At 63.6% G+C, this 12860-nt stretch carries 12 protein-coding genes; 5 read left to right on the top strand and 7 right to left on the bottom strand.

The window, feature by feature from the left end; all coding sequences use genetic code 11:
* Positions 1 to 11: 11 nt before the first annotated feature.
* Together P0X85_RS05685 and pyrC are read right to left on the bottom strand one after the other, a co-directional pair.
* The gene (locus tag P0X85_RS05685) at positions 12 to 692 is read right to left on the bottom strand and encodes an orotate phosphoribosyltransferase (protein WP_275809861.1); all 681 of its coding nucleotides are present in this window, start codon (positions 690 to 692) and stop codon (positions 12 to 14) included.
* A gap of 108 nt (positions 693 to 800) precedes the next feature.
* Positions 801 to 1841, bottom strand: a complete 1041-nt coding sequence (pyrC, locus tag P0X85_RS05680) for a dihydroorotase (protein ID WP_275809858.1) — start codon at positions 1839 to 1841, stop codon at positions 801 to 803.
* Positions 1842 to 2034: 193 nt separating this feature from the next.
* Here pyrC and P0X85_RS05675 point away from each other — a divergent pair, with 193 nt between their 5' ends.
* A complete protein-coding gene (locus tag P0X85_RS05675) occupies positions 2035 to 2259 on the top strand; it encodes a hypothetical protein (protein WP_275809855.1) in 225 nt (74 codons plus the stop codon).
* A 123-nt stretch (positions 2260 to 2382) separates the two neighbouring features.
* Positions 2383 to 2721: an urease accessory protein UreE gene (locus P0X85_RS05670; RefSeq protein ID WP_275809851.1), complete on the top strand. Its 339-nt coding sequence runs from the start codon at positions 2383 to 2385 to the stop codon at positions 2719 to 2721.
* Positions 2722 to 2731: 10 nt separating this feature from the next.
* On the opposite strand, the gene P0X85_RS05665 is transcribed toward P0X85_RS05670, so the two are convergent.
* The 3 genes from P0X85_RS05665 to P0X85_RS05655 all read right to left on the bottom strand — a co-directional run bounded on the left by P0X85_RS05665 (position 2732) and on the right by P0X85_RS05655 (position 7307).
* Positions 2732 to 3688, bottom strand: coding sequence for a phosphoadenosine phosphosulfate reductase (locus P0X85_RS05665; RefSeq protein WP_275809848.1), 957 nt, complete (start codon positions 3686 to 3688; stop codon positions 2732 to 2734).
* 140 nt (positions 3689 to 3828) lie between these two features.
* The gene (locus P0X85_RS05660) at positions 3829 to 4875 is read right to left on the bottom strand and encodes a glycosyltransferase family 2 protein (RefSeq protein ID WP_275809845.1); all 1047 of its coding nucleotides are present in this window, start codon (positions 4873 to 4875) and stop codon (positions 3829 to 3831) included.
* A gap of 83 nt (positions 4876 to 4958) precedes the next feature.
* Positions 4959 to 7307 (bottom strand): glycosyltransferase family 2 protein, encoded by a 2349-nt coding sequence (locus P0X85_RS05655; protein ID WP_275809842.1) that lies wholly within the window; start codon positions 7305 to 7307, stop codon positions 4959 to 4961.
* 141 nt (positions 7308 to 7448) lie between these two features.
* Here P0X85_RS05655 and P0X85_RS05650 point away from each other — a divergent pair, with 141 nt between their 5' ends.
* The 3 genes from P0X85_RS05650 to P0X85_RS05640 all read left to right on the top strand — a co-directional run bounded on the left by P0X85_RS05650 (position 7449) and on the right by P0X85_RS05640 (position 11176).
* Complete coding sequence (locus P0X85_RS05650) at positions 7449 to 9671, top strand: hypothetical protein (protein ID WP_275809839.1); 2223 nt, start codon at positions 7449 to 7451, stop codon at positions 9669 to 9671.
* 374 nt (positions 9672 to 10045) lie between these two features.
* Positions 10046 to 10582 (top strand): YeeE/YedE thiosulfate transporter family protein, encoded by a 537-nt coding sequence (locus P0X85_RS05645; RefSeq protein ID WP_275809836.1) that lies wholly within the window; start codon positions 10046 to 10048, stop codon positions 10580 to 10582.
* A 3-nt stretch (positions 10583 to 10585) separates the two neighbouring features.
* On the top strand, positions 10586 to 11176 hold the full coding sequence (locus P0X85_RS05640; RefSeq protein ID WP_275809833.1) for a DUF6691 family protein: 591 nt from the start codon (positions 10586 to 10588) through the stop codon (positions 11174 to 11176).
* Between the two features lie 53 nt (positions 11177 to 11229).
* On the opposite strand, the gene P0X85_RS05635 is transcribed toward P0X85_RS05640, so the two are convergent.
* A complete protein-coding gene (locus tag P0X85_RS05635; RefSeq protein WP_275809829.1) occupies positions 11230 to 11826 on the bottom strand; it encodes a L,D-transpeptidase in 597 nt (198 codons plus the stop codon).
* Between the two features lie 149 nt (positions 11827 to 11975).
* On the bottom strand, positions 11976 to 12695 hold the full coding sequence (gene infC, locus P0X85_RS05630; protein ID WP_476748543.1) for a translation initiation factor IF-3: 720 nt from the start codon (positions 12693 to 12695) through the stop codon (positions 11976 to 11978).
* Positions 12696 to 12860: the final 165 nt, after the last annotated feature.

Genomic DNA, 12860 nt, shown 5'->3' with positions numbered 1-12860 from the left:
TTCTGCCCGGCTCAGCCCTTCTTGTGGGCCTCTTGCCATGCGCGCGGCGCGTTGAGGAATTTCTCGACCTCATCAAGCGTCGCGGCGCTGAACGCGCCTTGCGCGCGGGCCTCGGCCAGAACGTCCCACCAGGTGCAGAGCGCATGCAGCGCGACGCCGTGATCGCCCAGCGTCTTTTCGGTTTCGGGGAAGATCCCGTAGTAGAAAATCACTGCCGTATGCCCGCAGGTCGCGCCGGTCTCGCGGATCGCATCCACGAAGCTCAGCTTGGAACCGCCATCGGTGGTCAGATCCTCGACCAGAAGAACGCGCTGGCCCTCGGTCATCGCCCCTTCGATGCGGGCGTTGCGCCCGTAGCCTTTCGGCTTCTTGCGCACATAGGTCATCGGCAGCGCCATGCGCTCCGCCACCATCGCGGCAAAAGGAATCCCTGCCGTCTCGCCGCCCGCGATATTGTCGAAAGCCTCGAAGCCGGCTTCGCGCATGACCGTCACGGTCAGGAAATCCATCAGCGTCGAGCGGATGCGCGGGAAGCTGATCAGCTTGCGGCAGTCGATATAGGAGGGCGAGGGCAGGCCCGACGCCAGAATATAGGGCTCGTCGGTGTTGAAGTTCACCGCACCGATTTCCAGAAGCATCCGCGCGGTCAGTCGCGCGATTTCTTCCTTGGCGGGGTAGCTGCTGGGGATCATCGTCTTGTCCTCGCTTTGGCTTTCATCAAGCTCCGGATACGCCCGCCGGAGGCATCTGCGGTGAGGCAGGGCCGCTCCGCGGGGCGTATTCAGGGTGTGATGAAAGGATCAGTCTTTCACATGCCAGTAGACCGGGAAACCCGGGTTGAAAATCGTGACGGGGCCCGCGCCGGTGATCAGTTTGTCCGGCCATTGCGCGGGCAAATCGGTCTTTTCGAGCGTGAGCGTGTTGGTGTTCGCGGGCAGGCCATAAAAGCGCGGCCCGTTGCGCGAGGCAAAGGCTTCGAGCGCGTCGAGCTTGCCTTCTTCCTCGAACACATGGGCGAGCAGCGCCATCGTGTTGGTCGCGGTGAAGCAGCCCGCGCAGCCGCAGGACGATTCCTTGGCCTCGTCGGCATGGGGCGCGCTGTCCGTGCCCAGGAAGAACCGCGCCTCGCCCGAGGTCGCCGCTTCGCGCAGCGCCAGACGGTGCGTCTCGCGCTTGGCGACGGGCAGGCAGTAGTAATGCGGCTTGATCCCGCCCACGAGGATGTGGTTGCGGTTGATGATCAGGTGATGCGTGGTGATCGTCGCGCCCAGCGTGTCGTCCTGCGCGCGGGCGTAATCGACCCCGTCCTTGGTGGTGATATGTTCCATCACCACGCGCAGCCCCGGATGCGCACGGCGGATCGGGTCGAGCACGGTCTCGATGAACACGGCCTCGCGGTCGAAGATATCGACCTCCGCCGTTGTCACCTCGCCATGCACGCAGAGCGGCAGGCCGATCTCGGCCATCTTGTCGAAGACCGCGCGGACCTTGTCGAAATCGCGCACGCCCGAGTTCGAGTTGGTGGTCGCCCCGGCCGGATAAAGCTTGACCGCCTTGACGAGACCCGACGCATGCGCCGCCGCCACATCGGCCGGGTCCGTATCCTCGGTGAGATAGAGCGTCATCAGCGGTTCGAACTGCGCGCCCTCCGGCATCGCGGCAAGGATACGCTCGCGGTAGCTTGCGGCTTGTGCGCCGGTGACCACCGGCGGCACGAGGTTCGGCATGATGATCGCGCGCGCGAAATGGCGCGTGGTTTCAGGCAGGACGCCTTGCAGCATCGCGCCGTCGCGCAGATGCAGGTGCCAGTCGTCGGGGCGGGGAATGGAGATCTGGGTCATGGCTTTGCCCTACACCGGCTTTGGGCGCAAATCCAGAGGAAGACGCGTCGCGGGCGCAGGATCGCAAGAGTGCGGGGTCTGCATCTGTTGCATGGCGGGGTTTCTCGTTTTGCGCTGGTTGTGGCAGGTATGCTGACCTAATCTGTCCGGCAAGGGGGGAACAACCTGACATACCTTCAGGAGGGTTCCAGAAATGGCTTTCACATCCGCAATCGCACCGCGCGAAACCGGCTTGCTTGCGACGATCTTCGCCGCGCTTGCAGGGGTTGGGGCACAGCTGCTCCGTTATGCCGAGCGTCGTGCGCGCCTTGACGAACTCGATGCGCTTCGGGCCAAAAGCGACGCGGAACTGGCCGCAATGGGTCTGCGCCGCGACAGTATCGCGCAGCACGTGTTCCGCGACCGGTTCTACATCTGACGCACGCCGGGCCGGGCGGCGCGGCTTGCCGAGAGGGGTCCAAGCCTGCGCCCTTGCGCCTGCGTCAGGGTGGGTCGATACTGACCGCATATCCATCTTCGGATAGAGGGAAGGAGGCCCGCAATGACCGATCCCGAGGAACAGGTCCTGACCGAGATCCGTGGCGATCTGGTGCTGGCGGCGCTTTGCGTCGGGCAGTTTCATGCGCCCTGTCAGATCGAGGACGACCGGCTGATCGTGCGCGCGGATGAGGGATTGTCTCAGGCGCTGGCCGCCTTGGGTCTGTCGCAGACGCAGGTGCGCGGTCGTCTTACACCCGCGCCGCTCTTCGTGCCCGAGGCGGAATTGGTGGCGCAGGCCGCCCGCACGCAGTCGCGCCGGGGCGTGCGCACCCATGTGGCACGCTACCACGGCGACGACGAGGATGATCCCGAGCCGGATATGCCCGCGACTAACGCCTGAGTGCGTGTATCTAACCGCGCGGTGGAGGCAGGGGGATGCCCAGATCGTCCAGCCTTTCCTCAAGCTGGAACAGGCGTTGACGGAAGCGCGGCCCGTTCAGTCGTTCGGCCACATTGCGGCACAAGAGCGCCTCTAGAAGCGGGCGTTCCGCCAGATCGAGGCGGTTGGCCACATTGCGCAGATAGCGCGGCAGGTTGCGCCGCGCACGGTAGAGCCGCCAGAACGCGTCTTCGTCCAGCGTGCCCGCGCAGGCGGCGGCGATCAGCGGCTCCAGAATACGCATCTCGTCCAGCATTCGCTCAACCGAGTCACCGATATTGCGGCAGGGCAATAGGCTGACGCCGGGCCGCGCAAAGAGCGCGGCATGCATCGCATCGGGGCCTTGGTAGGGATCGAACAGCACGAAAGCACGCCCGACCCCTTCGAGCATATCTGGCGCGAATCCGTAGCGGTCATCGAAGGCGGTGCGGCGCATATGACGGAACCGCGAGTCCCAGCCCGTAAGGCGCGGATCGAGCGTGGCCTGCGGCTGAAGCGCAATCACACACGACCCCGGCGCCGCGACCGAATAGGCCGCTGCCGCATAGCCGCACGATCCCGCACCGTAGAACACGACCCGGTCGAAATCCTCGAAGAAGGCCTCGTCGATGAGGCGGTCGATATAGGCATAGACCTCGGGCGCGCGGAACCAGCTTTCGTGATCGCAGATCAGGCTCAGGCTCGACCAGCCGTTCTCCTGTGCAAGCCGGTAGCCGAACGGGGTCTCCTGATCTGACTGGGCATGGCTGGCAGGATGCGGCTCAAACGTGACGAGAAGCACCGGCCCATCCTCGACGAACATCGCCGAATGAGAGGCCCCCAAGCGCTGAAAATACCCGTCATCATCGGCCAGCGCCTCCATGCGGGCGGCCCAGCCGGTTGTGGTGCGATTGTGCATCGTCTCGTTCGGGTCTCCAGCAATAGTCACGGCGCACTCTTATCTGATTGCCCGTGTATCAGGGCCTCTATTTAGTTAATTTATCACCATCACAAGATGGCAGGAATGCGGGAAGCGTTTGAAATTGTAGCGTTTCGTTTATCGTCAGCGGACAGTGCTGCCGATTAGGGTCAGATTGTTTCGCCTGCCGCGCCCTGCGCTCGGCGTCCAAGCGCCACCATGCGCGCCTCTGCCGCCTCCGAGAGCGGTTCTGAGGCGGGCGTCAGCATCAATCGCCCGAACAGCGCCCGATAGGCTTCCTCGGCCATCAGCGCCTCGAAGCGCGCCTTGCGCCATGCCACCGCCCCCGCATGGAGCCGGGCAAGCTCTGGATCGGCCAGGAATTGCTGGCGCAAACTGCCCATCTGCGCCGCGTAGCGGTCGATGCTGCGATCCTCTGCGGTGCTGAAATTGCGCTCGACCCAATAGGACATGTCAAAGGCCCCGGCGGCCCGATTCGCGCGCCCGCGGTCGCACTTCACGACATAGCTTTCCATTGCGCCCAAGGGATAATGGTTGAGTTGCGCGAGGCGGTAATTCTCTTCCCCCAGAAGCGAGAAGAGACGGTTGGCGCGGAAGAGATCGGGAAGTTCCCGCCCCGACCCGTCGAACCAGCGGGGTGCCGCATCGGGCGCAAGCGAACGCGGGCGGTGCACGCCCAGCTTGCGGTAGTCCGCGCTGCTGCGAAACAGCGTCTTGAACATCTGTGCCCGCCACGGCCAACGCATCACCGCGGGGGCTGCGCGGGTGAATTGCGTGGTGATGGGGCGGTCCTCAAAGGCGACCACACCGTTATTGCCAAAGAGCCGCCACGTGAGCGGGATCGCATCCGCCTCGGGCAGCGCCTCGACAAGTGCGCTCAGCGTGCCATCGCCCACATGGATCACCGGGAATTCGTCGATGTCGAGAAACATCACCCAATCGGCGGCCTTGCGCAGCGGGTGCCTGTCGGCCTGTTTGAGCGCGGACCATTGCGGCCCTTCCTCGAACGGCCCGCTCTGGCGGATATGGGTCAGCGCGCCCATCGCCTGCAACCGGTCGAGCATCGCATCCGTGCCGTCCGCGCAATCATTCGAGAAAACCAGCAGATCGGTGAAGCCGACCGTGCGCAGATGCGCCAGCCATTCGAGCACGAACGCGCCCTCGTTCTTCATCGAGGTGATTGCCAGAAACCGCATCGTCTTACCCTTTCACGCTGCCCCAAATATCCCCGCCGGAGGCATCCATCCCAGCCATCGTCGCCACGACCGGGGCAGGGCGCTCAATGCTCCGCCTCGCCGACATGCTCGACCGTGAAGAAGAAATTCGGTGGCAGGTCGCGCCGGTGCAGGTCCTCGGGGATCACATCGGGGCCTGCGTTGAACACCGCGGAGCCAAAGACATGCAGCATCTCCGAGAGCCGCTCGAACCGCTCTCCGGTCAGATCGCCGTAAAATGTCTCGTAGTTTTCGGTCGCGCGCAGTTCCGCGATCTTGGCGCGGTGGCAGGCGACGGAATGCTCATGGGCTGCACGGATCTCGGGATCGGCCATGAGCCGGTCGAACTCGGCCCGCAGCGCCGGGATCATGCGCTGGATCGAAGTCTCGGTCTCGGCATTGTGGTTCATGCGGAACCAGTAATTGAGGCCCTGATCTCGGTCGACATGGTTCACCCGGCCCCGGTCCCGCTTGACGAGGAAGCTCTCGGCGGATCGCACCGCGTAATGGTTGAGCTGCACCCAGTCATAGCCATAGGTCTCCAGCGTCGAACGCCAGCCATTGCGATACATCTCGCGCGGCATCGGGCGGCCAGAGCCGTTGAGCCATTTGATCTGGTCCCAGAGGTCCGGCACCAGACCCTTGGGGCGGTGCACGCCAAGCTTTTTATAGAGGTCGATATTGCGAAACAGCGTCTTGAAGCCCCAGGCCTGATGCGGCTTGCGCGCGATCTCGGGGGCGCAGAGGGTGAATTGCTCGATGAGGAAGCGGTCTTCGTATTCATGGACATGCGCGTTCCCAAAGAGCCGCCATGTCAGCGAGATCATGTTGGCGTCCCCCATGGCCGTATAAAGCGCCTTGAGCGTGCCATCCCCGATCTTCACGTCGATGAACTCGTCTACATCCATGCAGATCGCCCAGCCCGCGTTCTGGATCACCGGCTCGCTCTCGGCAGCCTGCAGCGCCGCGTGCTGGGGTTTCAACTCGCCGCCCGGAACCCAAGGGTTCACGCGGTGCTGGCAGATGCCCTTGGATTGCAGCATCTCCAGCATCGTATCGGTGCCGTCGGTGCAGTCATTCGTGTAGATCAGGAAATCATCCACCCCGATCGCCCGGTGATAGGCGATCCATTCAAGGATAAACGGCCCCTCGTTCTTCATCGTGGTCACGATGCAGGTGCGCCCGGCCTCGACCGCGCGCTTCGGGGCGGCTTTGGGCTTCGACACAGGGGGGCGGATCGGCTTGTGGTCCCAAAGCTCGGTCGCGGCGGCCAGAAGCCTTTCGTCCTCGATCAGCGAGGTCTTGGGCGCAAGCTCCGAGGCGGCACGATCCGGCACCCGGATCGCCATGGCGCGCCAGAAGGGAAAGACGCTGTCCGGGTCGGGCTTGGCATAGGCCACACGCACCATCCGCCACGTCGCGTCCAGCCCGGCGACGGCGGGCGCACAGCCCCATTTCGCAATCCCGCGCCTCGCGTCGAACTGACGGCAGATATGATCGGCGAATTTGGCCTCGGCCTGCGCCGGGCGCACGCGCCATGGATAGATCCGCCGCCCGACCAGCAGCACAACACCCGAGCGCGCCTCGACCGTCTTGTCGAACACATTGGGGGCACCCTCCGCACGCGGCGCCAGCAGATCGGTCACATCGAGCGTCACCACCGCCCGTGCATCCGCGAGAAACCGCCATTTGACGATCTCGAACAGCGCGCCTTGCCCGAGGGGCGCGCGCCACGGATCGGGGGCGGGCACCTCCATTCGGTCCTTGCCGGGCGCGTCTGGGGCGAGGAAGGGGTGGTTCTCGGGGCCATAGCCGGGTTTTCCAAGCGGGATCGCCGCATCGAGCAGCGCCACGGTCATTTCAAGCTCGCGCGCCTCAAGCCCCGCGCGGAGTGCCGCGTCAAACGCTTCGCCTGCCGGCGCCGTGCTGTCCGGTGGGCAGCGGTCGAGGATCACCGCCCCCGTTGCCCCATGCGCGTCGTGATGCCAGCTCAGCCAGTCGAGCACCGTCTCGACGCTTTCTTCGAGCCGTTGCCCAAAGAGACAGTTCAGCCCCGCGAAGGGCGCACGATCAGGCGCGGCGGGGGTGATCTCTACGCTCTGAATTTCGGGGAAGGGCGCGTCGGGCGACGGGTCGCTCGCATAGAGGCCGATACGGAATGTCCCCGGCGCTGGCGCGTGCCCGACCACCATCGCGCAGCCCGAGACATCGCGCCGCTCGCGCACCACTGCACCGCCTTCGACCGGATCGGGAGCAATACGCTCTGCACGGGACGGGTTGGCGTAAAAGGCGCGGAATTCGTGGCGCGGGCCCTCTGGGGTCTCCTCGGTCCAGCCGATCGCATCGAGAAGCGCCGGGTCTTCTGCCCGCGCACCGCCCTGCGCCAGAAGATGCCGCCGGATCACCACTGCCATCGAAAACTGCCCCGCACAGATACGCTTTGGCCCTTCCTAGCACAGCCACCCCCCGGCGCAAATCGGCTAAGACGCGGCTTTGGCATTGGAAATTGGCGCACCTTGGGGCAGAGTGCGGCGAAACGAGTGAGGGCAGAGTTTATGGCACGAGTGCGCGAGGTTGGAACGCTCTGGATCGGGGGGGCGCTCAGCTGGATGGAACAGCTGTGTCTCAAGAGCTTTGTCGATCAGGGGCAAAAGATCACGCTGTTTTTCTATGAGGACATTCCCAATGTCCCCGAGGGTGTGATCCGCCGTGACGGGCGCGAGATTCTCGATACGGATGATTTCATCAAATACGAAAAGAAAGACAGTTTCGCGCTGTTTGCGGATTACTTCCGTATCCACATGATCGCGCAGAATCCGGGCATGATCTGGGTCGACACGGACGTCTATTGCTGGCGCCCGATGGACTATGAAAGCGATTACGTCTTTGGCTACGAGCTGCCGAACTCCAAGCGTGTGAACAACGCGATCCTCGGCCTGCCCGCCGATGCCGAGGTCACCCGCGCGATCCTCGCCTTCATGGAAGATCGTCACCCGATCCCGCCCTTCATCAAGCCCTCGCTGCAACAGGAATACCGAGAGGCCGCCGCTGCCGGGACGCCCGTGCATATCACCCAGCAGCCCTGGGGCGTTTGGGGCCCGATGATGATCTCGCATTTCGTCGAGACGTTTGGCCTGCATGACAAGGTTCAGCCGCTCGACGCCTTCTACCCGGTCACGTTCCGCGAACGCACGATGATGATCCGCGACGCCGACAAGGTCGAAGAGATGCTGACCGAACGCACCACGGCGCTGCATCTGTGGGCCTCGAACAAGCGCGAACTGGGGCTGCGGTTCAACGGTATCCCGCGCGCGGGGTCCTTCCTCGACAAGCTGCTGAAGAAACACGGGGTCCGCCCCGAATTCGCGCCGATCAAGGGGCGCGCAAAGCTGGTCTTCGAGGAGAAGGGGGCCGACAGCGCCATTTTCGAGAAGGCGGGGATTGCGGCGCTGGGCGCGATTGCCGATCTCGGTGGCACGCAGCCGGGGCTGGTCTTGGCCGCGCATGATCGCTGGGATTGCGATATCACGCTGATCGACCTTTTGCCGAACGGCAAATGGCCTGCGACACAGTCCGACTGGGTCGGGGCCTATCAGGCACATCTGGCCGAGAAGGGCGTTGATCCGGACCGAATTCGTGTCGTGACACGCGCCGAAGACCTGAGTCCTGTCGATCTGTTGCTGAACCTCTCGGGTTTTGGGGATGTCAATAAAGTCAAACACATGGAGCCCGTTCTTCAGGCGGTTCTCCATTCCGACAGCAAGATGTTGATGGATGTGCGCAAGGGCTCGGGCGCGTTCCCGTTCCTGCGCGGCTTCGGCACCAATGAGGTGCTCGAAGAAATGTCGGATGGCGGCGGCGGCACGATCTCGCGGATCGTGTTCACCCCGAACCCGCCCGAGGAGACCGCGACTGACCCGCAATGGGCAGTGATTGCGCGCGAACTGGCGGGCAAGGACGGGTTCTATACCGACAATGGCAGCCATTCCTTCCTCTATATCCCGCGTGCGCAGGACACGCTGGTCGTGACCTTCGACAATCTCGATATCGCCATGAACAAGCGCGACACCCGGCGTCCGTGGGGGTTCGAGTTCATCGAGAAACAGGGCTGGTCGATGCTGGGCGTCATGGCGGGGGGCTGGACATGGTATCGTGACCCTTGGGTCAGCGACGAGTTCGACCGTCTGGCCACAGAGGGGTTCTTTACCCGCTTCAAGCGGGTGGTGTTCTACGGCGCCTCGATGGGCGGTTATGCGGCTTGCGCCTTCAGCCCCGCGCATCCCGGCGCGGATGTGGTGGCGATCTCGCCGCAATCGACGCTCGATAAGAGCCTCGTGCCGTGGGAGACCCGCTACAAGGTCGCGTGGGACCGCGATTTCAGCGGCAAATATGGCGATGCAGCACAGGCCTCGCGGACGGCGCGCCGGGTGACCCTGCTTTACGATCCCTATGAGCCGCTGGATGCGGGTCATGTGGATCGGTTCGAGGCCGAAAACGTCCTCAAGCTGCGTGCGCCGCTGATGGGGCACCGCTTGGGCTCGTCGCTTCATCAGATGGGCATCCTGAGCCCGACGATTCTGGGCGCGCTCGATGGCAGCCTTAGCGAGGCCGAGTTCTATGCGCGTCTCCGCGCGCGCAAGAGCTTTCCGCGCTATCAGCGTGAGCTGTTCCAGCGCGCGGTTGACCGTGGCCACAAGACCCTTGCGAAACGGCTTGGAAACTGGGTGCTGGCGCGCAATGACAACCGTGCGGTGCGGCTGGGTCTGCAAAAACTCTGAGCGTGGAATCAGGGGGTTAGGGCGACAGGCACGAAATGTCTGCCGATCGCGCGCCTGCTAAAATGTCGCAGGTCGCTCCCGGCAAATTTGACCTAAGTCAAGGAGCCTTCCCGCGCCCCGGCGTAGAGAAGACACATCAGGTTCCTGATCTCCCTGAAACGCGGCATCGCCGCCGGGACCTGACCGAGGATCAAGACGCTCTCCCTCGTCTGATCCCCATAATGCGCTGCGGGCCTCCCTCCCGCAGCGCTTTAATTTTTGGGCCTCCCTTTTTCCTGGCTGCGACAAAGCCGCACCCCAAGCCCGCCCGGGGTGCGCAGCGTCACCTATTCGTGATAACATTCACGAATGTGAATTTGAAAAAGGAGGGGCATATGTCCGTGTCGTGGAAACTCGGCGGCCTCATGCTGGGGGTGGTGTTCTTCGCCGCCATGCTGCTGGTCAAGCCGATCGGGGTCTCGACCCAGTTCGTCGTGCTGGACGGGGTGATCTGGGATGCGATCAATCCGCAGATCATCACCGAAGGGGCCGATGGCCCGGTCTCTGAGCAGAGCTATCTCAACAAATACGCCAAGAACATCGCTGCGCCGATGAATTACAGCTTCGTCTTCGTGCTGGCGATGATGGTCGGGGCGGCGGTTTCCGCGCTCGCCCGTGGCGGCTTTGGCGGTGAAGGCCCGGTGCCTCCGCTTTGGGCCGCGAATTTCGGCGCAAGCAGCTGGAAGCGCTTCGCGGGTTCCTTCCTGGGTGGCGTGATCGTGCTCTACGGCGCGCGCCTCGCAGGGGGCTGCACCTCGGGCCATATGATGTCGGGTATGTCGCAAACGGCGGTGTCGGGCTTCATCTTCGCGGCGGGCGCGTTCCTTGTCGCGGTGCCCGTCGCCATGATGATGTACAAGCAGGAGGGCTGAGCGATGGATCTGGTTCTTGCAATCATTCTGGGGGCCGCCTTCGGTGCGGTGCTCGATCTCGTCGGCGCCACGAACCCGAGCGTTCTGGGGCGTATGCTGAGCCTCAAGGCGCTTAGCCTGATGAAGGCGATCCTGTTGGCGATTGGCATTGCGCTGATCCTGACCTTCGCGGGTCAAATGGCGGGGATCGTCGATGTCGGCCATATGTCGGTGAAAGCCTCCTACACGGGGGTGTTCATCGGCGGCATGATGCTCGGGCTTGGCTGGGCGGTCTCGGGCTATTGCCCGGGGACGGGGATCTGTGCGCTGGCCTCCGGGCGGCGTGACGCGCTCTTCTATGTGGCGGGCGGCCTGCTGGGCGCGCTCTTCTACACGCTGACCTACGATCAGGTGAAAGCGACCGGCATGCTCGACGATATCCTCGGCGGCAAGGTCACGATCGGCCAGATCCCGGGGGCGAGCTACGACGCGCTCTTCCCGAGCCTGCCGGGCGATCTGATCGGGATCGGCCTCGGCGTGGTGTTCATCCTCATCGCCTTCGTGATCCCCGAGCGGCTGGATGGCGGGCAAGGCGTCGCTGTGCCGGCGGAATAATCCCGCTACCGAACTGAACGAAAGGGCGGTCCGCTGGGGCCGCCCTTTTCCTGTCAGATGATCTTGACCTGAGTCCCCACGGGGCAGAGCGCATACAGCTCCGCGATCATCTCGTTATAAAGCCCGATGCAGCCATCCGAACTCAGCCGCCCGATCTTGCGGGTGTCGTGAGTGCCGTGGATCAGGTAGGCGGGCCAGTCGAGATACATCGCATGCGTGCCCAGCGGATTATCGGGCCCGGGCGGCATGTAGCGCAGCTCCGGATTGCGTTCGATCATAGAAGCCGTGGGCGTCCAGTCCGGCCCCACCTTCTTGCGCACGATCCGCGTGTAGCCGCGCTTGGTCAGCTCTTCGCTGCGCGGCACAGAGGTCGGGTAAAGCCGATAATCCGTCCCGTCCTTGGCCCAGTAATGCAGCGCCTTCGAGCGGGTATCGGCAATGAGCGTCACCCGGTCGAGCGCATCGAAATGGTCGCGCCAGTCGATCACCCGGAAGGATGAGACATTCTGGCGCTGCGCGGCGGCGATCTCGGCGGGGCGCGCGGACATCGGTGCGCCGTCCTGGGGTGCGGCCCGCAGAATCGTCGGCGTCAGAAGCGCGCTTGCCCCCGCAACAAGGGCGAAACGGCGGGTCAGTCTGGTCTGGGTCATCGGTGCCTGTCCTGTGCTCTGCGGCTTTGGGACTTGGGTCTCATGGGGCGGGCGCGATGGCAAATCACGCCGCCTCACGAAGCGGCGAGGGTCACGAAAAAACCCTCCCGCAAGGGGAGGGTTTCAATCTCTGGTCTGATCGGCGCGCCTTAGCGGGTAGGGGCGATCATCATCACCATCTGGCGGCCTTCGAGCTTGGGCATCGACTCGATCTTGCCCAGATCGCCCACGTCATCCTTGACGCGGTTGAGCAGTTCGAGGCCAAGCTGCTGGTGTGCCATCTCGCGGCCACGGAAGCGCAGCGTGACCTTCACCTTGTCGCCATTTTCGAGGAAACGCACCACGTTGCGCATCTTGACCTCGTAATCATGGGTGTCGGTGCCGGGACGGAACTTCACCTCTTTGATCTCGATGATCTTCTGCTTCTTGCGGGCTTCGGCCTCGCGCTTTTGCTGTTCGTATTTGAACTTGCCGAAGTCCATGATCTTGCAGACCGGCGGGTTGGCATTCGGAGAAATCTCGACGAGGTCCAGACCGGCTTCCTCAGCCATATCCATCGCGCGCGCAGGGGTGACAACCCCGACATTCTCGCCATCGGCCCCGATCAGGCGAATTTCGGGCGCACGGATACGACCATTTACACGAGGTCCGGTATCGCGTTGCGGCGGGGCATTGTGGGGTCTGCGGGCTATGGCTGTAATCCTTCTGTGACCATATGCGGAATGGCGCGCAAAATACTGCGGGGGCTGGCGGCTTTCAACCGCAAAGCGTGGGCCGGGACGCGAATTTCCGCCGGTTTTCAGGGAAAGGAACGGCAAGTGCCGCTCTTGGGTTCCATCTGGGGGCGCAAGCTGCCATACAGCGCGCATTAACTGTGTTTCCCAAATGACTAAGGGAGTGGGAAAAATGAACAAGTTTGCTGGTCTGGCGATCCTCGTTGCGGCGGTGGCCGCTGGGGGGTAGCGTCCGTCAAGGTGGTGTAATTTCCCAGATGGCCTGAGGTCATGATCAGGCGGCTTTCGTGGTTATGCTGA

The sequence above is a fragment of the Pseudothioclava nitratireducens genome, assembly GCF_029210495.1.
Lineage (GTDB): Bacteria > Pseudomonadota > Alphaproteobacteria > Rhodobacterales > Rhodobacteraceae > Pseudothioclava > Pseudothioclava nitratireducens.
This window is presented reverse-complemented; position numbering and strand designations above follow the sequence as displayed.

What these genes read in the sequence shown, in the direction of transcription:
- P0X85_RS05675 (WP_275809855.1), top strand. Translation starts at nt 2,035, where the DNA reads ATGGCTTTCACATCCGCAATCGCACCGCGCGAAACCGGCTTGCTTGCG.
- pyrC (WP_275809858.1), bottom strand. Translation starts at nt 1,841, where the DNA reads ATGACCCAGATCTCCATTCCCCGCCCCGACGACTGGCACCTGCATCTG.
- P0X85_RS05635 (WP_275809829.1), bottom strand. Translation starts at nt 11,826, where the DNA reads ATGACCCAGACCAGACTGACCCGCCGTTTCGCCCTTGTTGCGGGGGCA.
- P0X85_RS05685 (WP_275809861.1), bottom strand. Translation starts at nt 692, where the DNA reads ATGATCCCCAGCAGCTACCCCGCCAAGGAAGAAATCGCGCGACTGACC.
- P0X85_RS05670 (WP_275809851.1), top strand. Translation starts at nt 2,383, where the DNA reads ATGACCGATCCCGAGGAACAGGTCCTGACCGAGATCCGTGGCGATCTG.
- P0X85_RS05640 (WP_275809833.1), top strand. Translation starts at nt 10,586, where the DNA reads ATGGATCTGGTTCTTGCAATCATTCTGGGGGCCGCCTTCGGTGCGGTG.
- P0X85_RS05645 (WP_275809836.1), top strand. Translation starts at nt 10,046, where the DNA reads ATGTCCGTGTCGTGGAAACTCGGCGGCCTCATGCTGGGGGTGGTGTTC.
- P0X85_RS05660 (WP_275809845.1), bottom strand. Translation starts at nt 4,875, where the DNA reads ATGCGGTTTCTGGCAATCACCTCGATGAAGAACGAGGGCGCGTTCGTG.
- P0X85_RS05650 (WP_275809839.1), top strand. Translation starts at nt 7,449, where the DNA reads ATGGCACGAGTGCGCGAGGTTGGAACGCTCTGGATCGGGGGGGCGCTC.
- P0X85_RS05655 (WP_275809842.1), bottom strand. Translation starts at nt 7,307, where the DNA reads ATGGCAGTGGTGATCCGGCGGCATCTTCTGGCGCAGGGCGGTGCGCGG.
- infC (WP_476748543.1), bottom strand. Translation starts at nt 12,695, where the DNA reads ATGCGCGCTGTATGGCAGCTTGCGCCCCCAGATGGAACCCAAGAGCGG.